General features: G+C 44.4%; 21 protein-coding genes and 2 pseudogenes. 13 read left to right on the top strand and 10 right to left on the bottom strand.

The window, feature by feature from the left end; all coding sequences use genetic code 11:
• Positions 1 to 273: 273 nt before the first annotated feature.
• From ACKWMY_RS20045 to ACKWMY_RS20055, 3 genes are all read right to left on the bottom strand, one after another.
• Positions 274 to 1,953 carry a DUF927 domain-containing protein gene (locus ACKWMY_RS20045; protein WP_409486893.1) on the bottom strand — a complete coding sequence of 560 codons (1,680 nt, stop codon included), beginning with the start codon at positions 1,951 to 1,953 and terminating at the stop codon, positions 274 to 276.
• Between the two features lie 177 nt (positions 1,954 to 2,130).
• On the bottom strand, positions 2,131 to 2,970 hold the full coding sequence (locus ACKWMY_RS20050; protein WP_409486894.1) for a hypothetical protein: 840 nt from the start codon (positions 2,968 to 2,970) through the stop codon (positions 2,131 to 2,133).
• 8 nt (positions 2,971 to 2,978) lie between these two features.
• Positions 2,979 to 3,170, bottom strand: a complete 192-nt coding sequence (locus ACKWMY_RS20055) for a helix-turn-helix transcriptional regulator (RefSeq protein ID WP_114196124.1) — start codon at positions 3,168 to 3,170, stop codon at positions 2,979 to 2,981.
• A 211-nt stretch (positions 3,171 to 3,381) separates the two neighbouring features.
• On the opposite strand from ACKWMY_RS20055, the gene ACKWMY_RS20060 reads away from it, so the two are divergent.
• The 4 genes and pseudogenes from ACKWMY_RS20060 to ACKWMY_RS20075 all read left to right on the top strand — a co-directional run.
• The gene (locus ACKWMY_RS20060; protein WP_409486895.1) at positions 3,382 to 3,954 is read left to right on the top strand and encodes a hypothetical protein; all 573 of its coding nucleotides are present in this window, start codon (positions 3,382 to 3,384) and stop codon (positions 3,952 to 3,954) included.
• A gap of 72 nt (positions 3,955 to 4,026) precedes the next feature.
• Positions 4,027 to 4,247 (top strand): annotated as a pseudogene (locus ACKWMY_RS20065) (DUF6500 family protein).
• A 536-nt stretch (positions 4,248 to 4,783) separates the two neighbouring features.
• Positions 4,784 to 7,852, top strand: a complete 3,069-nt coding sequence (locus ACKWMY_RS20070; protein WP_409486896.1) for a DEAD/DEAH box helicase — start codon at positions 4,784 to 4,786, stop codon at positions 7,850 to 7,852.
• 87 nt (positions 7,853 to 7,939) lie between these two features.
• Positions 7,940 to 8,081: pseudogene (locus ACKWMY_RS20075) on the top strand (IS630 family transposase); the annotation flags it as partial.
• Positions 8,082 to 8,584: 503 nt separating this feature from the next.
• Here ACKWMY_RS20075 and ACKWMY_RS20080 read toward each other — a convergent pair.
• Complete coding sequence (locus ACKWMY_RS20080) at positions 8,585 to 9,886, bottom strand: hypothetical protein (protein WP_409486897.1); 1,302 nt, start codon at positions 9,884 to 9,886, stop codon at positions 8,585 to 8,587.
• 251 nt (positions 9,887 to 10,137) lie between these two features.
• On the opposite strand from ACKWMY_RS20080, the gene ACKWMY_RS20085 reads away from it, so the two are divergent.
• On the top strand, positions 10,138 to 12,276 hold the full coding sequence (locus tag ACKWMY_RS20085) for an AAA family ATPase (protein WP_409486898.1): 2,139 nt from the start codon (positions 10,138 to 10,140) through the stop codon (positions 12,274 to 12,276).
• On the top strand, positions 12,276 to 14,057 hold the full coding sequence (locus ACKWMY_RS20090) for a UvrD-helicase domain-containing protein (protein ID WP_409486899.1): 1,782 nt from the start codon (positions 12,276 to 12,278) through the stop codon (positions 14,055 to 14,057). The genes ACKWMY_RS20085 and ACKWMY_RS20090 overlap by 1 nt, the downstream gene beginning before the upstream one ends.
• Before the next feature lie 359 nt (positions 14,058 to 14,416).
• On the opposite strand, the gene radC is transcribed toward ACKWMY_RS20090, so the two are convergent.
• The 4 genes from radC to ACKWMY_RS20110 all read right to left on the bottom strand — a co-directional run bounded on the left by radC (position 14,417) and on the right by ACKWMY_RS20110 (position 16,506).
• A complete protein-coding gene (gene radC, locus ACKWMY_RS20095; protein ID WP_409486900.1) occupies positions 14,417 to 14,866 on the bottom strand; it encodes a RadC family protein in 450 nt (149 codons plus the stop codon).
• Between the two features lies 1 nt (position 14,867).
• On the bottom strand, positions 14,868 to 15,329 hold the full coding sequence (locus ACKWMY_RS20100) for a hypothetical protein (RefSeq protein WP_409486921.1): 462 nt from the start codon (positions 15,327 to 15,329) through the stop codon (positions 14,868 to 14,870).
• Between the two features lie 103 nt (positions 15,330 to 15,432).
• On the bottom strand, positions 15,433 to 15,855 hold the full coding sequence (locus tag ACKWMY_RS20105; protein WP_409486901.1) for a DUF2787 family protein: 423 nt from the start codon (positions 15,853 to 15,855) through the stop codon (positions 15,433 to 15,435).
• Positions 15,856 to 16,125: 270 nt separating this feature from the next.
• A complete protein-coding gene (locus ACKWMY_RS20110) occupies positions 16,126 to 16,506 on the bottom strand; it encodes a helix-turn-helix domain-containing protein (RefSeq protein ID WP_409486902.1) in 381 nt (126 codons plus the stop codon).
• Between the two features lie 135 nt (positions 16,507 to 16,641).
• Between ACKWMY_RS20110 and ACKWMY_RS20115 the strand changes: the two genes are divergently transcribed.
• The 4 genes from ACKWMY_RS20115 to ACKWMY_RS20130 all read left to right on the top strand — a co-directional run bounded on the left by ACKWMY_RS20115 (position 16,642) and on the right by ACKWMY_RS20130 (position 18,282).
• On the top strand, positions 16,642 to 16,995 hold the full coding sequence (locus ACKWMY_RS20115; RefSeq protein ID WP_409486903.1) for an acyl-CoA dehydrogenase: 354 nt from the start codon (positions 16,642 to 16,644) through the stop codon (positions 16,993 to 16,995).
• Positions 16,996 to 17,166: 171 nt separating this feature from the next.
• Positions 17,167 to 17,379 carry a DNA translocase FtsK gene (locus ACKWMY_RS20120; protein ID WP_409486904.1) on the top strand — a complete coding sequence of 71 codons (213 nt, stop codon included), beginning with the start codon at positions 17,167 to 17,169 and terminating at the stop codon, positions 17,377 to 17,379.
• A complete protein-coding gene (locus ACKWMY_RS20125) occupies positions 17,379 to 17,753 on the top strand; it encodes a hypothetical protein (protein WP_409486905.1) in 375 nt (124 codons plus the stop codon). Before ACKWMY_RS20120 ends, ACKWMY_RS20125 begins: the two co-directional genes overlap by 1 nt.
• An 88-nt stretch (positions 17,754 to 17,841) precedes the next feature.
• Positions 17,842 to 18,282, top strand: a complete 441-nt coding sequence (locus ACKWMY_RS20130) for a hypothetical protein (protein ID WP_409486906.1) — start codon at positions 17,842 to 17,844, stop codon at positions 18,280 to 18,282.
• 289 nt (positions 18,283 to 18,571) lie between these two features.
• On the opposite strand, the gene ACKWMY_RS20135 is transcribed toward ACKWMY_RS20130, so the two are convergent.
• Positions 18,572 to 19,423 carry a DUF6216 family protein gene (locus tag ACKWMY_RS20135; protein ID WP_409486907.1) on the bottom strand — a complete coding sequence of 284 codons (852 nt, stop codon included), beginning with the start codon at positions 19,421 to 19,423 and terminating at the stop codon, positions 18,572 to 18,574.
• A gap of 176 nt (positions 19,424 to 19,599) precedes the next feature.
• Positions 19,600 to 20,175: a DUF2913 family protein gene (locus ACKWMY_RS20140; RefSeq protein WP_409486908.1), complete on the bottom strand. Its 576-nt coding sequence runs from the start codon at positions 20,173 to 20,175 to the stop codon at positions 19,600 to 19,602.
• A 585-nt stretch (positions 20,176 to 20,760) separates the two neighbouring features.
• On the opposite strand from ACKWMY_RS20140, the gene ACKWMY_RS20145 reads away from it, so the two are divergent.
• The 3 genes from ACKWMY_RS20145 to ACKWMY_RS20155 all read left to right on the top strand — a co-directional run bounded on the left by ACKWMY_RS20145 (position 20,761) and on the right by ACKWMY_RS20155 (position 25,927).
• Positions 20,761 to 23,454: a ZirU family protein gene (locus ACKWMY_RS20145; RefSeq protein WP_409486909.1), complete on the top strand. Its 2,694-nt coding sequence runs from the start codon at positions 20,761 to 20,763 to the stop codon at positions 23,452 to 23,454.
• An 81-nt stretch (positions 23,455 to 23,535) separates the two neighbouring features.
• Positions 23,536 to 24,234, top strand: a complete 699-nt coding sequence (locus tag ACKWMY_RS20150; protein ID WP_024530666.1) for a ZirU family protein — start codon at positions 23,536 to 23,538, stop codon at positions 24,232 to 24,234.
• Between the two features lie 76 nt (positions 24,235 to 24,310).
• On the top strand, positions 24,311 to 25,927 hold the full coding sequence (locus tag ACKWMY_RS20155) for an Ig-like domain-containing protein (RefSeq protein ID WP_409486910.1): 1,617 nt from the start codon (positions 24,311 to 24,313) through the stop codon (positions 25,925 to 25,927).
• The last annotated feature ends 84 nt before the right edge of the window (positions 25,928 to 26,011 follow it).

Here is a 26,011-nt window from a genome sequence, read left to right on the forward strand (position 1 = left end):
AATAAAATAGATATCCACATACAACGTATAGTACAGCGCTGTAAGCGATTTTCACACAAAAATGGACAAACGACTACCTTATTGCCTAAAAATGGGGGAAGCTAAGTAGAACGTAAACTGATTTTAATCCGTATTTCTTTGCGCTGAAGATTAACATCTAATTTATAAAATCTTCGCACTTTTGATGATTAAATCTTCCCGCCAAACTTTAATTTATACGTATCAAAAATGATGGAGTAGCTTGTCTACTCCATCGGTCTGACGTATTAATCGTTAATTGTTCAACAAATCTACCAATTTGCTTTGGACGAAACAATAACGGCGGTCAATTACCTCTCCTTCATAACTGATTTGTACTGTACTGTATTCCTTTTGGTTGTCAGACAGCAAAATACCTTGTTCAGTCAGTTTTTTTAACACGAACTTACGTGAGTTAAGCTTCATGGTATCATTAATCGATTTTGCATCAACGGCGAGTACTGTTTTCCCTTTCACTTTACAGAGTACCACTGATACACCTTTAATCAGATCATGGCTTAAGCCGCCATTCTTGATCAAGTTCATCTGTGCCCCTGATTTCAAAATGGTAATAACATCTGGGTGCAACAGCATTGAAAGAGTCGGTTCTGGCGAACATGGCATATTCAATGAATCACGGTAACACTTTGAGATACCGTGCATCACATCACTCCTCTCAAAAGGTAAGATCTTATATTTGATAGCCAAACAACCGCTAACATACGCCAGAGCAAAGCGTTTGGCGATGCGCACATCGATGCCTGAGTTACGGTTTACCTTATGCTGATCCAAAAAGTACTTGATACCTTTTTCAAGAAACACTTTAAGCCCCTCGCGATCATCCTGAATATCAGCAACCAGACGCTTCAAGAATGCCGGTTTAGCTGACCCGTAATAGCGGTAAGTGACATCTTTAACGATGTGCGCAAGCTCATTACTGGAACTGACGCCTTCAGGCAGTGACTCGAAGATCCCCATACCATGGCCAGCATCAGCAGGAACATCAATCATACGCACATTCTCACCTTCCAAGCGCTCAATCTTACCGGCCTCAGCATGTTGAGCAAGGCTAAGTTCCCCCGTACTGAAAACAGTCAATTGCCATTCTGCAACATTGTTCTCGTAGAGCGCCGAACGCGCTTTACCTTTACCACCTGCCAGTGTGTAAACACGATTTGTGATGGTTTTAGCCGTCATTGCTGGATCTTTATCCAGCAACTTGCTTTCATCAAGAATCAACGTGCTGTCATTGTGGGCCACTGCAATTTCTTCAAGACCTTTATCAGTGTTGTTCCACAAAGTGACAATTGTGTTTGGATCACCCGCAACAGAAGCAAGAATATAAGCAGACGAACTTTTCCCCATGCTACTTGTGCCCCAAAGGTGGAAACCGCCCCCCTCCATATCTAAAATTTTAAGCAAGGCCCCTGAAATTGCACTGCAAATAGCCAGCAAAATGCGAGAACTGTATAGTGCAAGAGCTGCTACATTAATTTTCCATTCTTTTAATGTTCCTTGCGTCGCTTCGATCGGTAAGTGCTTTTTAGCACTAGGGTGCAATACGGGCCTATCGCCCTTAACTTCACCAATCACCTTATCATTGACACACAAGTAAACATTGCCGCAATGACCAGGTTTATAGCGCAAAAGGATAACGTTTTCAGTTTGCTTGCTAACCTCCTCATATGCCATATCCCAGTATTCCTTCAACATATCAGCACGGTGCCCAGCTTTGAGCAAGTATTTCTTAACCTCATTTTTACTTGCCAGTAAAAACGAAGGAATAAGGATAAGAATATACTTCCCACTGTTTTCGCTAAAAACTTTGACTTGGCGATAGGCCACATCAGACGGAAACAACATTTTTGTATTAGCCATCAATTTAACAAAAAGCTTCTGTTCATTCTTATTCAATTTCTTTTCTACTAGTTTCATGATTGATTCCATTATCGTTAGGTAATCACGCACCCACTCAATCACTTTTAATTTTGTAAGTGCGTGAAAGGTCATCTACGCAGTTAATCTGAGTAGTGTTGTATAGCTATTTCAATCAAACAGTAGGTTTAACGCGTCGGCATAACGTTTGTTACTGCCTATGAAGGATTCTTGCGTTTAGCTCATTAAAAAATGGTCACCATACCTCCTTACTTTATACATAAAGGTTAACTCAGCCATTCCGATTGTATCCAACATAATCAGAGAGTCAGTATGTTGCTTGCTCAATAATCTGTATTTCCTAGTCCACCGTTTTCTTTTCCTCTCATTCCCATCCAGCATATAGACGTCATTATATTGGATAGATTCAACCCGCCACCAAATAGCTTTAAATCGATAGCTTATTTGTCTTTTCGGCACTTTCAATTTACTTGATAGTAGCGGTCGATTTTTCACTCCCTCTCGTGTATTCATGTTCCTCTTGTTTTTCATCTTATTGCGCAGTTTCTTGATGGCTTCTTTATCATTGGTAATAATCAAGTGGAAATGAGGTAGCCATTTCTGAATCCCTGTATGGAAATCCATTTCAAATCCGCCAATCACCACTCCTTCGAAGCCACACTCTTTTAGCCAGCGCCGGAGTCGTGCTTTTAAAGTGCTAGGCTTCCACTCAAGAAATTCCTCATCACTAATCGCATCTTGATAGAAGATTAAAGTTAATCCTCGCCATTTCTTTCTCTTCTTACATAACTTCATTACCTCCTTGATCATTATAAGCCGATGAAGTCTGAAACATTCAGGACATGCGGCACTGCCACAAGGATAACGTGGTTCACACTCCCATAGTTTCTTAAACAAAGTTTGATATATTTTGTCTTTACGTTTCTGTAATGCTTTCTCTCTTATAAGCCTCTCGGCACGTACCTCCTTTACTGTTTCGAATTTTGGGAGTGTCTTGGCGAACTCTTCAAGTTCATCATTCAATTTTGCCAATGGCATTATTCGACGTATATTCATCCAGTTCCTTATTTACTAAGAGTTGGCCGCTCCTCAATCCAGCGTTGTACATCTTCTTCCCTCCAGGCTATCGCCCGACTTCCTGTCAATGACACTTGATAAGGGAAGCGTTTTGCCTCGATAAGACGGTACAAAGTCGCCCTTGAGATGGCACAACGGTTTAAAACTTCCTTTATTTTTAGTAACTTGCTCTCTTTCATGCTTTCCCTCCCGTTCAACATGTCTGCATCATAACCGATCTAAAAAAATCGTGTTTTTGAGAAGCGGCTCTCAAAACTTACAAATCTGTTGGATTTCAGTGTCTAAAGCAGGGATAGTGAAAAGTAGAGAGCCGCTTCTTGAAAACATTGGTTCTAGAATCCTAAATCGAACATAAAATGCACATTAAATGATGTTGACTGGAGGTCGCACATGGATAAAAACGGGTTAATTAATCAATTAACAGCGGATTATGTATATGAAATGGATTCAAAGGAGATAAAACGCCAAAGGGATGCCGCAAACAAGCGTAAGAGAGAGGAAAAAAGCAAAGAGGCTGGATTTTCTAGGTTAAAGATATACTTAGGTAGAGATACCTATGAAACCCTTGCTGAGATCTATGAAGACCAGCGGGGTAATTCTTTGAACATCGACGGGCGTAAAGACATAGACTCGCTTAGCCAGGTCATCAGCTTCTGCATCAACAAGGTCTACGAGCAGATGTACATAGAAAAGGAAGATAGAGGGGTAAGCAAAGCTCTCCCAGCGAAAAATGCCAGAAGCCAAGAACTATACGACTTACACCAAGCAGCTATTTTTTTGCAAGGCAATGGCCTTAGTTACACTGAGATCAAGAACAAGTTAAACAAAGCAGGTCACCGGCCACCCAACATGATACCTGGCTTTGATCCGAAGAATCGGTCGCCTTTGTGGACGGTTCAACAAGTCAAAGATGTGCTGGATTTTGAGATTCTGAATAAAGATCTTCGTGCCTTAAACGGGTGAATATCAGCTGTAACTCAAGGCAGCAACAGGCGCTCAATAAATGTTGTTATGTAGCAGACAAGGAGGTCGATGATGAGAAAAGCGTCAAGAGCCAAGATCATTCAGGTTTGCGATAACAAGATCGCTGCGAAGGGCAACAACGTTGGGCTTTCTTTCTATGCGTTTTTGCCAACAAGAATGATGATCCTGAATTGTTGATGGAAGCTGCCAGTTAGTGGATTCAAGAAATTAAGTGGGATCACTTTGAGAAGGCGGTAAGGATCAAAGCGTTGGTTGAGTCTATCCGTGATTGACTCGTGATCTGATGATTGGGGTGAGAAGTAGTGACTCCTTATGAACCAAGGGCTGCCGAGGCATTTGCTATTTCCCTGCAAGTTGAGTTTGGGGAGGTACCGCGTAGACTCTTTTCCTAGGGTAGCACTTGCGCAGGCCTCAGCCATACTGAGGTTGCTGGGGTTTGGTGGCGTGGTTGGACTGCCATAAGGGGTTATCTTGGTGGAACCAGAACTAACAGTCGGTTCAGTGCCAAAAGCGGAAGTTGCTTAATTTTCACTGAATTAAACATAAGGGAGCAGGTCATAGTGGCTAATGTTGAGGTTTCACGCTTAGGCGCTTATAGCATGGCGATAGCTATGTAAATTCTGAGAATAATGACTGTTTACAGAAGAACTAGGATATTGTTTTGGAATGAACACTTAGAAAATGTTATAAAACGTGGTATAAGAAATTTTATAACAAAAAATGTGACGCATATCAAATATTCATCGTAGTGGTTTATTAATAAAGATTTAATGGACTTAAAAATATCTGAAATCTGTGGAGATAGTAAATGAGCGTAGAAGTTCCAGAATCAATAGTCTCTAGGTTACGAGATTGTCAAAACGATAGTATTAATACTATATCAAATTATTTAGACGAACCTTCAGAAGGTGCTTGCCTTATTAGTTTGCCTACTGGTTCAGGTAAGAGTGGTGTTATATGCTGTGTGGCTCATTATAGTAAAATTGATAAAGTTTTGGTCGTAAGCCATAGACGTGCTGTATGTAATCAATTATACAGACAGCTAAAGGGCGGTTTTTTTGAGAAAATATTGCAAGATGAATATGAACCATCATTGGTAAAAAAGAATGTTATCAATGGTATCTCGTTAGATGTTCTTAATGGTGTCTATTGTACTACATTCCAAAAGCTTACAAGTTTACCAGAAGAGGATGTAAATAAACTAAAGGATTCTTTTCAATTAATACTTATAGATGAAGGTCATGCTGAACCATCACCACAATGGGGTTCTGTTATAAGAAAATTTGAATCAAAAAAAGTAATCATAACAGCAACTCCTTATAGAAATGATCTATTTAGTTTTGATATAGATGTAAAGCACGCCTTTATATATACATATAAGAAAGCTATAAGTGATAAGGTTATAGTTAAACCAACCTTTGAGGAGATTAGTCATGAGCAATTGATACATAAAATATTAGACTTTAGGGCAAAATATCCAGATGTTGTTTGTATTGTAAAATGCAGAAACTTCGATGATATTTGTAAGTATTATTCCTTTCTTAAGGACACATTTAAAACACTTGCAATTCACGATCGTTTCAAAGATGAACCGCTAGATGATAACTTACACTATGTCCCAGCTAAAATTGACGAGCTTGAATATGAAGTTTATATCCATCAACGTAAGCTTGATGAGGGAATAGATCTCCCGCAGGCGAAGATACTAATTCTTACCTATTCTGTTGGTAGTGGTAAGGAGTTAGTTCAAACAATTGGTCGGGTTGTGAGAGTGTTTCGTGATTATTACCCAATTGTATTTGAGTTAGGTAATAGTAAAAATATTAGACTTTGGGGTAACTATATTGAGTTCGATGAGTATATATCAGATAAAACTTCGTCCGAAAAATTCTTAAATACACTAAATACAGCTGCATTGCTAGAAAAATATTTGGATGCTTTTCCTGAACATAGTTATTTTGAATCTTCGTATAAAAAGAAATTCAATTTCGCAGAGTTTGAACCTGAAAAATCCTTAGTTATTCCTTTAGCTTCGGTGTGTTTTATTAATAAACTTCCTAACTTTGATTTAGCTGATTTTATAGATAAGATATATTGGGAGTTTACTAGAGAGGGAGCTTTGTCAAAATATGATAAAGAAACGGGAGTGATAACTTCTGTTTGTTTTAAAAATTCTAAGTTTTTAATTGATAGATTGTTCTTTGAACCTTCCTTAGAAGTTGTAATAGTAAAAGATCTTGGGACGTTAGTTGCTATATTTGATAGTAGTGGTCGTCGATTTAATCATAGGATTGACCTCAATCTAGGTAGAGCGGTCAATTCAGACACTCTTTATAAAGTTTTAGCTCAAACAGAAAAATCCAGAACAACACAAGCAACCTCTCGTGCATTATTGGGAAGTTCATTAAAAGCTGAAGGGATTGCCTACATAGGTGAGAACCTAGAAAGTATAAATCATCCACAATCTAATTCAAGTTATGCTGTGACTACGGCGAAGGGTTCTAATTTGAATATAGATGATAAAATTGCATCCTCATATTATTTAGGCATGGGTTCTGGTAGGGTCAGTGATCAAAAATTTCGAAATTTTGACTACGATAGTTTTTGTACATGGATTGATGAGATCAAGTATACATTCGATAGTAATAATAAACTAAAAAGTAACTTTTTGAGTTCTTTCTCTCAACCTATTGACGGGACTCCAGATGAGGAACCTATATCATGTGTAATTGACTTTAGTGATATACCGGGTGTCCTTGAGTTGGAGCATTCTAATTGTAGGGTTATGATTAAGAATACATTTTTATTTAAGATGTATAATAGAGGCGTTTCTTTTTTTAAACTTGAAGATATCAACATGAGGATAATTAAAAGAATATCGTCGCCATTTATATTTAGACTATCTGACTATAGACAGTATATTTCATCTGGTTTAAAAAATAAAATAGTTTTTAATTTTGAAAATAATGAATTTAAAGTTAATAGCAATGGGATTAATACATACTTAAATGGATCTATTGTATCATCTGAAAATATTTTTAATGCCAATACAGTTAAATTATTATTTAACAAAGGTGTGACTTTCTTGAATGGGGTGTTTTATAAGTTTCAACTACCTTCTGAAAACGGAGAAATAAGTCAAGCAGTACTTGATAAAATTTATCCATTAAAATGCCTTTCTAAACCTGAATTAAGTGAAAAGGATCTTCCGAATTTAACATCAACCGCATTCGGGGTGAACTCAGTATTTAGTCTGATTGATAATATATCAAATGTGAAAAATTATAATCCGACAATCTCTGAACTTGGAGATTTTTATGAGCATATTCCGGATGTTGATATAATCTTATGTACAGACATGGATACCGAACCTGCAGATTTTGTAATTTCTTCGAAAAGTAAATTGGTATATGTTCATGTGAAATGCGGTAAAACTATAAATCCAGAATCCTCTGCTGGAGCTATCACTGAAGTTGGAAGTCAAGCATTAAAGAATATACATTTCTTGATCTCTCAAAATTCATCCCTTGAGTTTGCAAATCTTTCAAGATTAAAAAAATGCTGGCCAAGTGATAATGGAAATGACAACGGTGTAAAACTTAATAGCCGCATTCGGTTATATAATAAAACGTTTGATGTTAATCATTCATTAGAGGATGTTCTTGACTTAATTAAACATCGGCGCGCCATGATATCAGTTCGAAAAGAAATATGGATTGTTATTGGCAATGCTTTTTCGAAGAAACATTTTGAAAGCCAATTTTCTGGGGTCAGGAAAGTATCCCCTGAATCATTGCAAGCATATCAGCTTATAGACACATGGCTTTTGCAAGCATCAAGTTATGATATCGATGTTAAATTTTTTGTTTCGGATTAAATGAAAGCCTCAATAGCTGCGTCTAAAATAGATCACTTGAAGGGAACTCAGCCCGGATTGTGCGATCCGAACAATCCGGGCTGAGTGATGCCGATCATAAGCACGAGCTCCCCGTACTGACCGACGCTTGATGCAGAAGGGTATTCATAAAACGTACGATAAAAATTATGCCCGCAGACTGGCTGCTATGCTCATGCTAAATCATGCCGAGCATATTAGTGACGAAGCTGGTGAATCCGTTACGGTAATGGTTCAGAGCTTGCCTGCTAGTGCGAGAACCTGAAAAACGGGTTTAAAAAGTCAGGCAATGTAACAGGTGGAATTTTCCATTTCATTTGACGTGCAGCTTGGACTTTTGCGACTGTGTTTCATATTCTTATCATTCATTACTTCCGCTTCTCGCTCATAGCTGCCCTATGACTGTCTCAAACGAAGTGGCCTTACATTGTGGTATGTTAGACAACACTGAGCAGTTTGATTTAAAAAAAACAGGATGTCCTCCCAGTGGAAACTAACAACTGCCTGACATGCGGTCAGCCAATGAGCAAAATACCAGAGACTCTCAATCTTGATTGTGGAGGCGATTGTTTAAATTGCATGGCCTGGCATGGTGACCCAGACGCAATTGAGGTTATTGAGAGACTTACTGGCGATGAAGTTGACGTTAAAGGAAGCTCATATCGTTCATAGTGATAGTCAGTTGGCCGATTCACAAGTGCTGAGGTAATAGGCTTATCCATTGTTTAATCGCTCTTTCGGCGTTTTCCACTTCAACAGCCGCTCAACTGCCGTATCATCCGACAGGAACTGGCGGGCCAGTTGCAGACGTTCCATAACCATTACCTTCTGCTGCTCATCAAATGTTGCCGCATCTGACTCTGCTTGGTCAAAAAACTGTTCCAGTCGTTTGTCTTCATTCCACTGGGCCATAATTGATTTCAGTTCGGTGCGGCTGGCGCTGTACGCTTCCTCTTCCTGCTCTATTCGCTTCTTTTCCAGATATATGGCGTGTTTCCGCTCATACTGAATACGCCACTCCTCAGCTTCGATTCTGGCCTCTTCTAACTGCTTTGAAATTAGCGGAACAGCCTCCTGTATCGCCGAAATCATCTTAGGGATCTGGCTAATCAATCCACACTGCTTTGTCTGCCGGAACTGAAGTAACCATTTGGCGGAAGAATAAGGCGAGTAAAGCTGCAACAGAAATCGCCCGGTAGGAAGAGTATGTTTCGATACGTGAGGAAAAAAACTGCTATTTCCCCGCATCCAGCGCCCCATCTTTTCATCACGTACATAGCGATTTTTGACTTTTTTCGCTGGGACATACTCCGTCATTTCAGCAAGATTAAACGCAAAGTACATATCCCCAATACAAATGATACTTGGCGTATAAGGCCGCCATAAATTGGCCCAGCGATATCCTCCCTCTTTCGGATCTTCCTTAATATCAATATCTGCACGATGTAGCCTTTCTCCCTGCGAATCCAGAGTTACACGATACCCCTTTTTCCCAAGGGCATCAAAGAACCGACTCAGGAACTCTATTGCGCTATCAAATCCCGTATCAGAAACGTTGAGATCCAGTAATTTCTTTTTCGTAGGCTTGTAATAGCCATCTTCTGTAACCGAGGAGGCTGGTAGATACGTTTTGAGATCGTTTATCAATCTATAGGCATTCCCCATAACGGGAGCTTGCTTTCGGGTTACTAAAGACACTGGCTTTGATGCCATAATGGTGGAAGGTTGCACTGATGGAGTGTTATTCTTCAGCACCTTTACCACCTTTACCACCTTTTCCTTTTTCAGAGCAGGCAGAGTTGGAATTGCAGGGGCAGCTCCTTTCACCAGCGCCTTCCAGTAACCGGCAAGTGGTCTGGGGATACGCATTTCGCTGCATCGTTTCGCTAGTAACTCAGTACTGATGCCATACAGCTCAGTGATACGCTCCGCAGGCTCGCTCCAGACCAAGTGATACAGCGTTTCCCGATCCTGAGGTAAGGCCCGTGCGGCATCGTGTAAATTAATCTCTGACATTACGCCTCCCTTCTTTAGCTAACATTATCAGAAATCTTTACCTGTTGGTAATTGTAAGAAGTTTGGTCAGTTCCCCATTGATTAACGCACCGTAGCGTTAGAAATGTCTGCTTTTGGCTGTGAGTTCAACGTTTCGATGCAACGCTAACCTTAACCAAGGTGGCCATTCACCATTCGTAGTTATACAGCAGTTGCGCTAAAATCGTGGGCAAAAAACTAAGGCTGCTCAAGGAGCAGCAGGCCGGAGAACCATGCATATTTCCAAATTGACCCTGGTCAACTACAAGAACTTCAAGAACACGTCTCTGCAGTTTCACAAGGGAGTAAACACCATTATCGGGGAAAACGGCTCCGGTAAATCTAACATCCTGCGAGCTATCCGCCTCCTGCTTGACGACACCATGGTGCGTGCTGCCTATCGCCTAGATGAGTCTGATTTCAGCCGCTCACTCGGCCAATGGCAGGGCCACTGGATTATCATCAGCATGGAGTTTGAGGAGATCACCACCGATGAATCCGTTCAGGCACTCTTCCTCCATGGAACAGCTCCAGTGGATGATGGGCCGATTCATAAGGCCACCTATAACCTGATCTTCCGGCCTAAAAAAGAAATCAGGTTGAAGCTGGCAGCCTTGGGAGCGTTTGAGTATGAACAACTCTCGGAGATCCGTGACGCAATCACGATCGATGATTACGAAACGATTTTCACAGGACGGAGCTGGGCCGACTTCGGCAATCCTGCGGTATACAAAAGCATCGTTGGCGATTTCGATATTTGTGACTTCTCATCAGAGACGGAGTTTCCAGAAATCGGGGCAAAGGTGCCCGGCTTCCTTTCCGTTACGAAAGAGGTATCGCTGACTTTCATCCAGGCCTTGCGCGATGTTGTTTCTGAGTTCCACAACAACCGCACCAACCCTTTACTCACCCTGCTCAAAAGCAAGAGTGGAGAGATCAATCCAGCGACGATGGAGCCAATCACCGAGATGGTCCGCGAACTCAACACCTCGATCGAAGGCCTAGAGGACGTCCAGTCAGTTCGCAATCACATTCGTGAGACCATCAAGGACGCCGCAGGTGAAACCTACTCGCCAGCCTCACTCTCGATCAAATCCGATCTTCCCGAAGAAGCCGATAAGCTTTTCCAGTCTCTCCGACTTTTCGTGGGTGAATCAGAGGAAGGGTACGAAGGCGCAATTCATGAGCTGAGCCTAGGTGGAGCCAACCTCATCTATCTGACGCTCAAACTACTGGAGTTCAAGTACCAGCGCGAAAAGCTGGCCATGGCCAATTTCCTCCTGATCGAGGAGCCGGAAGCGCACATCCATACACACATTCAAAAAACCCTGTTCGATCGCATCGCATACAGCGACGCGCAGATCATCTACACTACTCACTCCACTCACATCTCTGAAGTCAGCAATGTAAGCAATGTCAACATCTTGGGCCGTCATGGATCGTTCTGCGAGGCCTATCAGCCTGCCAGAGGTCTTGAGCCCTCTCAGATCAACAGTATCCAGCGTTACCTGGATGCGGTGCGTAGCAATCTGCTCTTCGCCAAAAGCGTGATACTCGTCGAAGGTGATGTGGAGGAAATTCTGATACCAATCCTAATTAAGCTAGTACTGGGAGTAAGCGTTGACGAGTTGGGCATCAGTGTCATCAACATTCGCAGCACAGGCTTTAAGAATGTTGCGGTTCTCTTCCATAACCTCCGCATTAAGAAACGATGCGCCATCATCACTGATTTGGACCAGGCCTTCTTTGACATCACCGTACAGACAACTGATACGGAAGGTGTGGCTAAGATAAAGGCCAAAGCCGCTGGGTCCCAGAAAGCCGGTTTAGAACGGCAGGCCGATCTGACTGAGTTCACTGCAGAAAATCCATGGATTGTAACCTTCTACGCCAAACACACCTTTGAGGTCGACTTTGTCGCAGCCGGTAACCATGAGGCCGTTGTCCAAACCATTCCAAAAGTCTACAAGGACGAGGGAACCAGGGACGAGGCAAAGCAGCAACTCCAATCCCGAGACCTGCGACAAATGGGCCGTCGTACGCTGACGATGGCCAAGCAAGAGGGCAAGGGGTGGTTCGCTATCTTGCTCGCTGAGTACCTCACTCCCCAAGTCCAGATCCCAGCCTACATCATGCAGGCCATTCATTTTGCACATGGCACATTTCCTCTCCCCCTTCTTGCCAGAATTCTCCAACATCGCGCCGAATACCGATACGGTTCCGATGTGTTGAATTCGCCAGCGAAGCAGGCATTTCTTCTGGAAGTTGAGCGTTTTGCGCAAGGGGATATTGGCTTGGCTGAACTCAGGATAGCAATCGGACACATGCTACCGGGAGACGCTATTGATGCATTCTTAGCGGAGATGCAGTGATGTTCGCTTGGGACCCAAGGGACCTCAATCCTGAGCAGGCGGCGGCAGTGATCGAGCCATCAAGCATCTTTCTGATCGCTTGCCCTGGCAGCGGTAAAACCCGCACCCTGACCTACAAAATTGCCTACGAACTATCTCGTCGTACTGACAAGCGGATCGTTGTAGCCATTACCTACACCCACCGCGCTGCAGATGAGATTCAAGAGCGTATTGAGGACCTAGGAGTCGACACTTCGGGTCTATGGATTGGTACGATCCATGCATTCTGTCTAGAGTGGATACTCAAGCCATACGGCATCTATTCCCCTGAACTTGCTCACGGTTACCGCGTGATCGACCCGCATGATCGCGAACGCCTATTGGAGAGGCTATGCGCTCCGTATAAAGGTGTCACTCATTGGGATTGCGATTACTACGTTACTGAGACGGGGTATCAGCTTGGCTGTGTAGACGTGGGAAAACACCATATCATACATGAGGTTTTGAAGGCGTACTTCGACGAGCTTTCAGCGAACCGACAGATCGACTTCGAACTTATCCTTTGGCATGCCTACAGCTTGATGCGGGACAGAGCCCAAATCGCAGTGCTGCTCTCGCGTGTGTTTTCCCACATCCTTGTGGATGAGTATCAGGACACCAAACAGATCCAGTACACTATTGTGACGTCCATACTTCGCGCAGGCAGCGGACAGACCAAAATACTCATCGTTGGCGATCCGAATCAAGCTATCTATGGCTCACTGGGTGGCTACGCTATGCCAGTAGATGAATTCCGTACCCGCGCCGGGATCTCGATTAAGGAGTTTGCGCTCAGCCTAAACTACCGCTCCAGTGAGCGAATTATCAGCTACTTTTCGAACTACAGCGTACACGCAACAAAAATCAACGGCGCTGGGAAACATGCTAAGTTTCCCAGCCGGGTGACCTACAATCAAAACGTAACACGCAGCGATGTGCATGATGAGATTGTAAGGTTGATTCGGGCGAGTCTCGCCAACGGCCACTCTCCCGAAAACATCTGCGTTCTCGCTCCACAGTGGGTTTTGCTTGCATCCACGACACGAAAACTAGTGGCGATGTTGCCTGACCAGCAATTTGATGGCCCAGGTCTCGTCCCTTTCAGTAACAACTTCGATAATTTCTGGTTCAAGGTCTCCAAGGTTTTACTAACGGACTCCTCCCCCAGACTGCTCGTCAGGCGAATGCGTTGGGCAAACGACGTAATCAAAGACCTCGATAGTTTCGGCGTTGACACCAAAACACTGACTCCGCGCATCTTGCTGCGGGAAATTAACGCACTCACAATCGATGAAACGGACGGACTCCGCTACCTGGACCAGGCCTTCAACGATCTGCTCAAGAGGCTCGATATCTCCCAGGAAATCCATCCTGCGCTCTTGACCCACCGAGAGGCATTTTTCAGCAGTTCGGCAGCGCGAATAGAGCGGCTGCAGAAGGAAGGGGCGACGTACATCAATCAAGTATCATTCTTCAAAAAAGTTTTTCGCGAGCGAACCGGCATCACAGTCTCCACCATCCATGGTGTCAAGGGCGCCGAGTTCGATGTCGTCATCGCCTTTGGCTTACTGGAGGGCATGGTACCGCACTTCAATGAAGCGAATGGACATGTCGCCGCAAGCAAGCTCCTCTATGTATTGAGCTCCCGTGCTCGTAAAAATCTTCACTTGATCTCGGAGTCAGGACGACAGAGAGGAAGATACGGTGTCTATGCCTCGACCGAGTTACTCGCGGCTTGTCACTTCAGTTATGACCCGGACTAAAAATTTTAGTCGGATTGACCGCTGAGACAGTCGGATGTATTACTTCTTGAGGCATGCTTAGCTTAATGAGCTCACTTGGAAGAAAGATGTTACCAGCAGAGATATGTGACCTTATGATTTAAAGGTGCTGGGCCTAATTTCGGGACGCCAGATTTGAACGTTGCTCCCCGAAGGTCGATGCCAGCGTGCAGCAGTCTTTCTGCTGCACGCTTCAGTTTTAAGCGGCTTGTCGCAAAAGTCCGCTACCCGAGATGACATGCTCCCCATTGATTAAAACAGCGTGATGTTTGCAATGTCCGAACTTGGCACTTAGCTGACGCTCAGAGCTAATCCGCTGGGGCTAATTGAAGTAGGGTTGCTTACAGCAGCCCACGCTCCGCCATTGAGACGGTTTGAGTACCAGCAATAATGAAGTGGTCGAGCACCCGCACATCAACCAATCCCAATGCAGATACCAGCCTTTTGGTGATTGCCAAGTCTGCCTGACTGGGTTCCGGCTCACCGCTGGGGTGGTTGTGGACAAGGATCAACGCCGCTGCGTTATGGTGCAGGCTTAGCTTCACCACTTCGCGAGGGTAGACGTTGACGCCGTTGATAGTGCCTCTGAACAGTTCCTGGTAAGCGAGAATGCGTTGCTGGTTATCTAACAATAGACAGCCAAACACTTCGTGTTCCAACGGTGCCAGTTTGAGCATGAGATAGTCCCGTACCTCTTGTACTGATAGCAGTTGCTGGCCCCGGATATAGCGGTTCTCGATGATGGTTTGTGCCTGCTTTAGGATCAAATCTTCATTGCAGCGATCAATCATGTCAGAACTCCCGTTCAACAAAGTAAATACTGTCGGGAAAAAGTTGGTGTGAGCTGCTACCGGGCTTGAGTGACCAACTATTGCGTGATGATTTTCGTCGGCCGCTGCTATCGAAGAAGTAGAGGTATGGGTTGTCTATGCGGGTGATGACTGACCAGTGATGTTGATCGCTAATTAGGATGAGGCGGGAAAAGTCACTGTGGTTGAGGTATTCGGCCATCTCGGTGAGGATACGCTGGGTGGTTAATCTCTTAAGTTCTCGGAAGGGCTGGCTGATTTGAGTGGGGAAGTGCTTGTGGTAGTATCCTTGCCGCAATACCCGGTCAATCAAGTAATCCATTCGGGGTTCATCAAGACCGTGGGTCAGCCACTCCTCTAAAGGCCATTCATAGCTATATTCTCGCAACAAGGCGCGCATCAGTGGCTTTCTCTTCACTTTGCCATCAAACAGGTAGCCCATCATATTCACCAAGCTGTACGCCCCGCACAGACAATCCAGGTCGCCCTGTTGGGACGCACTGATCCCTCTATCCTTGACCACAATAGATACCCCAAATGGATTTAATTTAGATTTCCCAAAGGAACTGGACGGTATAAACGTCTAGGTCGTAATACTGAATAAAGTTGGATTGCCATAATTCAAATAGCTCGCACCCAGCTTTATGCCCGAGGTCGCCTAATCCAGCATGAAATGTATATTGTTGTGACCAGCTAAAATCAATTTCCTTTTCCAATTCAGGATAAGCCCGGCCCATATAGGCAAAGTCAGTCACGTAATCGAAATGCCATTGTTCGTCCTTTCTGATTAGCCGGATTTCCACTGGATGATAGCCACCACACTCGGCACTGTATTCGGGGTCTCTAAAAATAAATGACACAGCTTTCAATCTTTGATTTATAGGCGGAGCCTTGTCCATTTCTTTAAATAATATCGCAATCAATTTTTGATTGACGGGAAGCCTATAACCTTCCTGATGGATGATATTCATAACGTTTCCATTTAAGTTAAAATAGTCAACAAGTCGAATTTGAAATACAGTTGTACCTCCCGTTAAGGATTAATTAAATATTACTGGATTGAGTGGCTGTAAATATTCACTTTACCACAATGACATTTTATCAAAAAATACATGTCATGGCAAATGATTTCATTGAGAAACTATTAACTAGATAATGGTTTGTAAATGCAAACAACATTTTAGAAATACCTATGGCATAGTAGTTATTGATAATATCCAAGGTATTTCAATTCATTGGGATTAAGTAGTTAAAGAGTCAAGAAGCACAACAAATGCACGACGTTGTTCTAAACTCAATCGAGGCCATAAATAGTCAAGCTGTGCTTTTAACTCATCGTCTTTCACTTCTGAACTTTTATGACCATGTTCGCTAATACCTGAATTGGCATCAGAGCTAAAATCCATGAAAAACCAGCTTATTGGCGTATCTAGGCGAGTCGCAATATCAATCAAATGGGTAACATTAATTTTGTTGGTCCCACGTTCATAACGTGAGAGTTGTTGCTGTGAAACATCGATCTCCTCAGAAAGCTTTGCAGCCGTTAGCCCTTGCTCCTTACGACGCTGTTGAATGCGTTGCCCAATTAGTTTATCTGCTTCTGTAACCGTCAATTTAGACATGACTCCACTTACCCTAAGTTTTTTTTTACCTAATAAGTGGAATTTTCAGTGTATTTTACTCTTGCATAAACATCATTATTGGTGTGTAATTAACTATGTTACTCACTAATAGACATTTGTGCTAAGGAGAGGAAGATGAGGAAGAGTATATGGGCATTGATGGCGCTAGTTAGCACCTCTGCGCTGGCAGGTGAATACGTAAAACCTAACGGCTTGCTAACACTGCAACCAAGACATGACGGTGCCGAGTTCAGCATCAATGCTGCATATGATGCTTCTGGCGTCTGCAACATGGAGGGGAACGCTGAACCTATCCCACCGAACAAAAAGCAACGTAATCGCTGGGTATTTGATGATCAAAGCAGCCAATGCATGGCAGTTTTTAGCGAAAACATGGATAGAACTATCAATGTGACTACTAAAGGCTGTGAAGCTTACTGTGGGATGTCAGCGATTGGCGCTATGGATGGCCTCTATAAAAATAAATAACCTTCGCTAAACCCTCGAGATCCTAATATGAATTTCTTAACTGGCTCTATTATCGGTATTGTCCTTGTAAGTGCATGGCACTTAATAAAATTGACTCGTCGCGTTGAAAGCCTTGAGGGTACACTTAATAATATTAATCAAAAAAATAAAGATAGCTAGTAGGTACTAATCATGATTATTCTGAAATCAGAAATGAAAAAATCCATTGATGCTAATTCGATATTATCAGTAGATCCACTTTATGTCCAAACTCTTAATATGCTCGTCAGTGGTGAACTAAACAATAGTGTCACTGCCGTTCAACATCATTTCAGGATTGGTTATAACCGGGCGGCTAACCTTCTTGAACAGATAAGAACGACAATTAATAAGGAAGTTATTTAATGAAACTAAAAAAATTATTGATATGTGCTGCCATTATTATTCTTTCTGGCTGTGATTCTGGCACACCAAAATGCAACAGTGATGAGGCTAAAAACCTGGTTGTTGATATTGCCAGTAAACCCTATGCTGATAGACCCGCCACACGCTATACAGCAGCACAGAAAGTAGATCCCGTGTATGTGCCATCAATCACAGTTAGCAATGTGAGAACTCAACAGCATAATTCCAATCTTGACATTTATTTATGTGCGGCGGATGTTAATTTTACATATAGTAAACACATAGAACTTAACTCATCTCGACCGATCACCTACCGCATTCAAAAGACCGATGACAATAACGGTCAATTCTATATTAACGTATTTGGATTGTAATTTATAGGCGGTTATCCATTGGATAGCCGTCAGAAAATTTATACCCACCTGGATTTTACTCCCCCCCTCATTACATTGAGAACGCCATATGAAAACCTATTATATAGAAGGCAATGTTTGCTATTTGGACTTTTCAGTGCCTCCATTACTCGAAATGCCAGAGCACGATCTCGAAGTTAATATATTCACATGTAACTCAGAAGCAATAGATGAAAGTAAGCTACCCGGTTTCGAACGTGATGTTTTATATAAAAAAATATCCTCCGCAGAAGAGCATGAATTTCCTGATCATTACGTGGATTTAAATGTCATTATCATCGACAGCCAAGAAAGTGAAGGGTTTATTGATATTGCCAGCACACTAAAAGCCATCAATTTTGTTCTGGTGCATCCAGGCTATCATTTAAAGAGAGATATTCCAGGCGCGTATTTCATCCCATGCTGGGATAATCCATCGCGTGTATTGTATCATGCGATCTGTGCTGCATTTTATACCGGTGTGCTTCATAACATTTTCAATGCTAATTAAGGTGGTACATAATGCCCCAATAAAATTAAAGACAATCATCACAGCTATTATCACGTTCATCATTGCTGTTCTTATCTGGTTGTTTACGCCCGAAGAGAGGATACCAGAAACACCATCCAAAGCTAATACCCTTTACGTTCAATCGAGTTCACCGGGTGAATGCCGGGCTGTCATTACCACCATATTGGATGGTAAAAAACCGGCACCCAGTGAAATCTCTTGCAAAGTGCAACTGCAATCAAAGAAGTAAACTAATTCGTTTGAAAATGGAATAGGTAGCTTTTAACGACTACCTATCCCTCTTTTTATTTACCTCTGTCAGATCTGTATTTTTTATCTTAAAGAGAAGCATTTCTCTTGCATCGAATGTAATTATCAAGTGAAAAGTAATATTGAAAAGAATAGCAGCAAAAAACAAAAGTATTACACTTAACAAGCCAAATGCCCATCTTTGTTTTGCTACTAAGGTATCGATGTATTCTAATGACCTTTGGCTATTAAAAGATTCACAGATTATATCTATAGTTTGAGGCGGTAGTTTTATGACTATGTCAGTTTTCTTCTCGCATTCTTGTGGTGTTATAACCCAAGAGTTTTCCCTGCCACCTAAAACGTTATACTCTATTGCCTCTTTTTTATTAAACCAAAACCAACCTGTATTATTGATGTTTATTAATCCTGCTGGTTTAATAGCTACAACCAGTGCTGCAAAGAAAAGAAAGAGGGGGAGGAACAGAGATAAAAAAGTTAGTATTGGTATTACTTTGTTGATTTTCTTTATCTTCAATGTATCGATTATAAGATTTCGTTTAAGTTTTGCGATGATTCTGAAGTTTAACTCATACTTTTTAATCCAACCCTCGAACTTTTTCTTTTGTTTTATCGATACAGCATCAGTATTGTAGTGGTAATTAAATTTTTCAATTTCAATTATGTCATTAATGAAGTCATGTTTGCTTTCTTTTTTATAACCAAGCCAAAAGGCCCAAAATCTATTTACAATGGAAAAACCTGATTTCGCTTTACGCTTAATGTAATAAAGAGATGACATCATCATTATAAAGATGAATGAAAATAGGATGAACTTGTTATCTATAATTGATAATAAAAGGGAGATAAACGTATCGAACTGTGTATTCACAATGCTATATCCTTATATAATATGAGATGTGACAATATTCTAACTCCTCTTGGTTCCAAAACTGGGTAGTGTTGATCGCCCATTCTCCTCAACCAACAGAGTTAACCCTTCGAGATGCCATACAGATGTTATCTTGCCCCGATCTCTGCTACAACCTCGTTGACACATGGACAACATTAAGGCGTGAGTGTCACGACATTCCCCAACCATTCGGTGGTTAGACTATTGGCTGTCATCGCATCCACGACGATCTGCGTATCCCCAACAACCTTAAATGTAAGTGGTGTGACCAACTGGCCCTCACTGGTGAAAGCTGATTGCAGTGCTGCCTTAATCACATACATCGCAGGAGCAACGTCATCCAGCGCCTCTGAATCCCATTCAGCAGGAGTGACCAACTCGTTACGCCACCCCAGTACTTTGAGGCTTTCCAGCGTGTAGGTCAGCCTAAAAAGGTCACTTTGTTGCTGTATTTCACCGCTGCATGAGCGCCAGACATACTCAAGATGAGATTTAAGCTTGGCCCCGATACCTTGCTTACGGCCCTTATCCAACAGCAGTTGGATATCAATCGCGATTGTCTTGGGAAAACGCTTCTGCTTTTGGGCGGTAGCCAGCCAGCGAACAATAAAAAAATGCTCTGCCATTGGGGAAGTCACAGCACCGTCCTGAACAGCGGTCTGTAACGCAACAAGAGCACAGAAAGCGAGATGGGCAAGGTCGCGGGTAGTTTGATCGGGATGTGTAGCCATTGATGCCACTAAGCTGATTAAAATTGATGCTGATGGTATCTAGGCTTGCTGGCAGTGGCAATCTTAAAAGGGTGAGTAGGGGGAAAGCATTGTTCATCTGCTGATAGCTGCTACAGCTAGTAAATTTAATGAAAATCAGATGATTTTTAAAATGTAGGCTGAAATTAAACTTTTAAAGTTTAATTATAAAAAATCAATTAAAATCATAACTATAATGGTTTTTATAAAACATCAAGATAAGATGAGCATAGATCGGTTGGTTCGCTTGAGGCTATGCGAGCATCCGCTTGGGCTTTATCGGTGGCCCTATCGCGGATGCAGAGGGTACTGTTACAGCTTATACGATTGCGTGATGTTGGATCCAGGCTTTGGTCACGCGGAGTACCGCAGATGGGGAGGACAATAATGGGCAAAATGCTTTACCGTAGCCAGCAGAGTTAGCCACGCTAGACTGGTTCAACAACCGTTGATGACGGGAGCGTGCATCCGCTTGAAGTCAGCACGGTGTAGTTCAATGCCTCCTCCCATTTGTGAAAGAATTAAAGCCCGACTACTCTAACAGATATCCCGTTGGAGTTTTCCTCCGTGGCATTCAAACCTCTTGTTGTGTGGGTTAATGTTACCTTTCAACTGTTATTGCCGTTGAGCCTTTCCTTTGTCCCAGTAATAGCAAAAATGCTTGCCCCCGCTCCACTAACCAAGCCTGTTACGCTGTATGAAACCGAGCCATACACCTTGGGGGTGGGTGAAACCGTCTATAGTGTGGCTAAAAAACAGCATATTACGCTGGAGGAGCTAAAAAGGGCTAATCAGTTTCGCTCATTTTCAAAACCGTTCAATCAACTGGGGAGCGGCGATGAAATTGATATCCCGACCGCAGCCTCATTGAGCGTAAAAAACCAGCAAACAGAAGCTTCCCCAGCGGTACCCCCTCCTCAACATAATGAGAGGTTGGCACATGGCCTGTTAAAGGGGACCACACTGTTAGCTGCTGATAACACCCCGTTGGCAGCGGCTGGCATGGCGCGTTCGATGGTGGTGGGTGAATTCAATGATTCGGCACAACATTGGCTGAGCTCGTATGGGACTGCGCGCGTTCAACTTAATCTTAATGATGACTTCAGCCTGGAAGGGAGCTCGGTTGACCTGCTGGTACCGCTTTATGATAACAAAAAATCGCTTTTATTCAGCCAGTTAGGACTTAGAAACCAAGACAGCCGCAACACCGTCAATCTCGGGGCGGGTGTTCGGACTGTGCAACATAATTGGATGTATGGTGTTAACGCCTTTTTTGATCGTGACATGACCAGTAAGAACGACCGCGTCGGCTTTGGGGTTGAAGCCTGGACGGATTACCTGAAGCTATCGGCTAACAGCTATCTGGCTCTCACCGATTGGCATCAATCCCGGGATTTTGCTGATTACAATGAACGTCCTGCCAACGGTTATGACCTGCGGGCAGAAGCGTATTTGCCCGCTTATCCTCAGTTGGGTGGAAAGTTGATGTTTGAGCAGTACCGGGGTGACGAAGTGGCATTGTTTGGTAAGGATGACCGGCAGAAAAATCCTTATGCGATCACTGCGGGGATCAACTATACGCCGATCCCCCTGATCACTATCGGAGCAGAGCACCGTGCTGGCAAAGGTAGCCGTAACGATAGCAACATCAGTGTGCAACTGAACTACCGTTTGGGCGAATCATGGCAGGCGCAAATAGATCCCTCTGCGGTGGCAGCAAGCCGTACGCTGGCAGGTAGCCGTTATGATCTGGTGGAACGTAATAACCAGATTGTGCTGGAGTACCAGAAACAGACGTTAATCCAATTGGCATTGCCGGATCAAATGACCGGAAGTGCCTTTGAAACGATCAAAGTGGATGCACAGGTGACGGCGAAATATGGGCTTGAACGAATCGATTGGGATAGCGCATCGTTGGTGGCAGCCGGGGGGATGGTTATACAAACCTCTTCACAAAGCATTTCGATAAAATTACCCCCTTATAGGGCAGGCAATAATAACTACACGTTAGGTGCCGTGGCTTACGATAATCAGGGCAATGCCTCAAACCGCAGTACCACACAGATCGTTGTGACACAACAAAATGTCAGCACGGTCAATTCCAGCATTCAGGCTTCCCCGGCTGAAATACCTGCTGATGGCGTTGCCAAGAGCTTGATTACCTTGAATTTAAAAGATGTTAACAACTTGCCGGTTAAGGGAATGGGAGACCAACTGACTGCGGATTTGCATTTTACACCGAATACGGGGGCAGCTCAGCCTATCAGTAACCCGCTGTTGAGTGCCGTTACCGAGACCGCACCGGGGGTCTACACCTATCAGTTAACGGCAGGGTTCTCCCAGGGAGAAGCTATTATTGCTCCAACCATTAATGATATCTCTCTGGCTTCAGCTAAAGTTAATTTAATCGCGAGTAGTCAGGTACTGAGCCCGGAAAACTCCCTTTTTAGCGTAGAACCGGCAGAAATTATTGCTGATGGTTTACAGACCAGTACGTTGGACTTTACTGCCCAGGATATCAATCACCAGCCTATTAAAGGGTTAACGGTGGCCTTTGAGGTTACGGGTATTCCCGAGGTTACGCTGAGCGCGGTAACGGAAAATAACGGCGTGTACAGCGGCAAACTGAGTGGAACAGTCGCAGGCACGGTAACCGTAGTTCCTACAGTAAATGGTGCCGCCGTGGAGATGAAGTCGCACGACGTGGTGCTCACCGCCGATCGCGGTACTGCGACCATTGAGCTGATGGTGATTAGCGATCATGCATACGCTAATGGCGTTGATGTTAATAAGGTTGAAGCAAGGGTAACCGATAGCCATGGCAATCCTATCAATGCTACTGCAGTGGAGTTTGAGGTAGACAATGGTGCGACGGTCCTGTCCCCTGCGGCCAGGACAGATAATGAGGGGCAGGTGACGGTGAAGCTAGCCAATGTTAATGCCGGAGTCACCACGGTGACCGCCACCATCGGTGATCATCTGGCCAGTACAGAGCTCTCTTTTGTGCCAGAAACACCGGTCAAATTGTTGATATACAGCAACGGTACCGAGCTGACTGGGCATCCTGTCGTTGGGGATAACCTCCTGGCCGTTGCAATGTGTTCAATTGCTTTGTGTAACGGAATACCAATGAATTATCAGTGGGAAGTCGAGTCATCTGCAGGTTCGGGGGTCTTTGTCGCAATTCCTGGTGCAACCTCTGAAACATTGACGGTGACGGCAAACTTACAGAAACGGGCTATTCGAGTGGTATCGCATTAAGACCGGGGTTTTATCATTATTTCAGGCTGGCCTGGAAGGTGATTCAAACATTGATTTTGAGTACAGCAGAGGAAAGAAACAATGGACAACAAGATTGGCTCACGCAGAGGGCTGGTGTCCCTGCTAGCGGGGATGTTACTCAGCATGCTGATAGTCGGTTCTGCCTGGTCTGCAGTGACCTCCAGCCCGACTTCCACCGTCAGGGGGCGCGCCCCGGTAGTGACGCAGAGTACCATTGTTTCCGACAATGCCAGTGGTAACGGCTTGATCGATATCGGCGATACCTTGAGTATCGGTACCGCTGGGGCGTTCAGCGACGCGGATGGTGATACGGCGATACCGGAAACCTATCAATGGCAGGCTAATGGTGCAGATATTGCGGGAGCTACTGGCAATACCTACACCATTGTTGCCGGAGATCTGGGCAAAACCATTACCGTGTTAGTCACTCCGCATACCGACCCTGCCATTACCGACCCGGCTTCTGGTATAGCCGTTGCCTCCAATGCCTTGACCGTTATTGCGGGTGGGACAGTCACCGGCGTGACGGTGACTGGTGAAGTTGGTGGCTATCCACAGGTTGATTCTACTCTGACTGCGACAGCAACCTGTGCGGGGGGGACCTGTACCGGCGTGACCTACCAGTGGCAGCTTGAAACTGGCCAGGGCACAAATACTTACAGCAACATAAGCGGGGCAACCAGCAGCACCTATACTCCAGTGCGTACAGACCAGAGACTGAGAGTTCAGGTAGTTGTCAGCAACTCTGCGGCTCAGTAATAAAGAGTCAGCCCAGGCATGCTTCAGGCGTGCCTGGGCCAGTTGATTTAACAAATCAGTATGATGGATACGCTGGATGTTGCATCGCAATAATCTCTTTAAGGTTTTTGTATTCAGGATATTACTGGTTCTGATCGTCGTGATGAGCCAGGTGGTGCAGGCTGTCCAGCAATCTACCCAACCAGTCCACGGACGGCCACCGACCACCACGCTCTCGGTAGACAACCTCAAGCCGCGGGCCGGGGAGGTGATTACCGTGACATCCTCCTTCAATGATGTGGATGGTGATGCGGAACAGGGAACGACCTACCAGTGGACGTTGGACGGTGCTGCCATTAATGGGGCAACCAGCCCCAGTTATACTCTGGAGCTCAGTAACATCCTGGCGGGCAGTGCGTTGAACGTGATCGTAACCCCTCAAACCAATCCCGATATTACCATTCCAAGTGAGGGGCTGCCGGTTCAGCTACCTAACCCTATCAATATCAAGTGGCAGCGGATGCTTTCCAGCCTGGTATGGGCCGAGTCTCCCCTGGGAGCGGTTGCCGATGGGCTGGCGGTGAACACCGTACATGCTACCGTTCAGTATCTGGACGGTACACCTGTTGTGGGCGCAACGGTGCTTTTCGATGCCGATAATATGGGCGCAATTTCGGCCAGTGCGCAAACTGGAGTTGAGGGCGAGGCAACGGCGTATGTGACGAATGTGATTGCAGGTACCACTCAGGTAACGGCCAGGATTGATGATGATGCTCAGACGGTCAATACGCTGTTTGTTGCCGGCCCAGTGGAGGTTGTGCATGCGGAAGTCACCCAGGACAATGCGCTGGCCAACGGCATTGACGATAATAATGTGGTGGTTTATGTCGAAGACCGCCATGGCAACAGTATTGAGGGTGAAACGGTAAACTTCACTGCGACCAACGGCGTAACGCTGCTGGCGACCAGTGGCGTTACGGACAGCAACGGTGAGGTGAAAATAGCCCTGACCAGTGACACGGCTGTCAATAGTGACGTCACGGCCACCACTGCTAACGGTGTTTCTGCTACCGTCAACGTTGCGTTTTTTGATGATGTGCAGATGACACATATCTTGGCCAACGGCGCCTCTTTCTCGGCTGATGATGGCTTCCCTAAAACAGGATTTACCGGTGCGGAATTTCAGTTGGTGGTTGGCGAGGATCCTGCCGGGAACAGTTCCTATAGCTGGAGTAGCGATCAGAGTTGGGCCAGCGTGGATGGCAGCGGTAATGTGAGGTTTAATCAAGAACCTACATCGGCTAATAATCGGGTCACCATTACGGCCGAACATACAGGCAATGGCTCAACGTTAACCTATCAATTTACCGTCAACCGCTGGTTCAGGAATAATAGCCACTTCCTTATGGAACCCAGTGAGGCTGCCGCGTGGTGCAGTTCCCAAGGGGGAGGCTACGCGGTGCCGAGCTATAGTGAGATGACAGACCGAACCCCGATAGCCCAGACCGGGGCCAACCGGGATGCCAATGCCAGATTATGGAATGAATGGGGCAGCATGAGTCGATACTCTAACGGTTGGTTTGGGGGGAACTACTGGGGGAGGGAACTTACCGCTGCCGGTAACGAACGGCATTATGTTTACCTGGGGAACGGTAATTTATTCAGTTTCCCGTTAGACGGCGTAACCTATGTGACTTGCTCAACCTCTCTATAGGCGAATGTGGCAAAGGCAGCAGGACCCGATAGGAATCTTAAAAAGGGTAGGACAGCCATCGATAGCTATGATAGCGTGTACTTC

This window comes from Serratia sp. J2 (assembly GCF_046269175.1).
In the GTDB taxonomy this organism is placed as follows: domain Bacteria; phylum Pseudomonadota; class Gammaproteobacteria; order Enterobacterales; family Enterobacteriaceae; genus Chania; species Chania fonticola_C.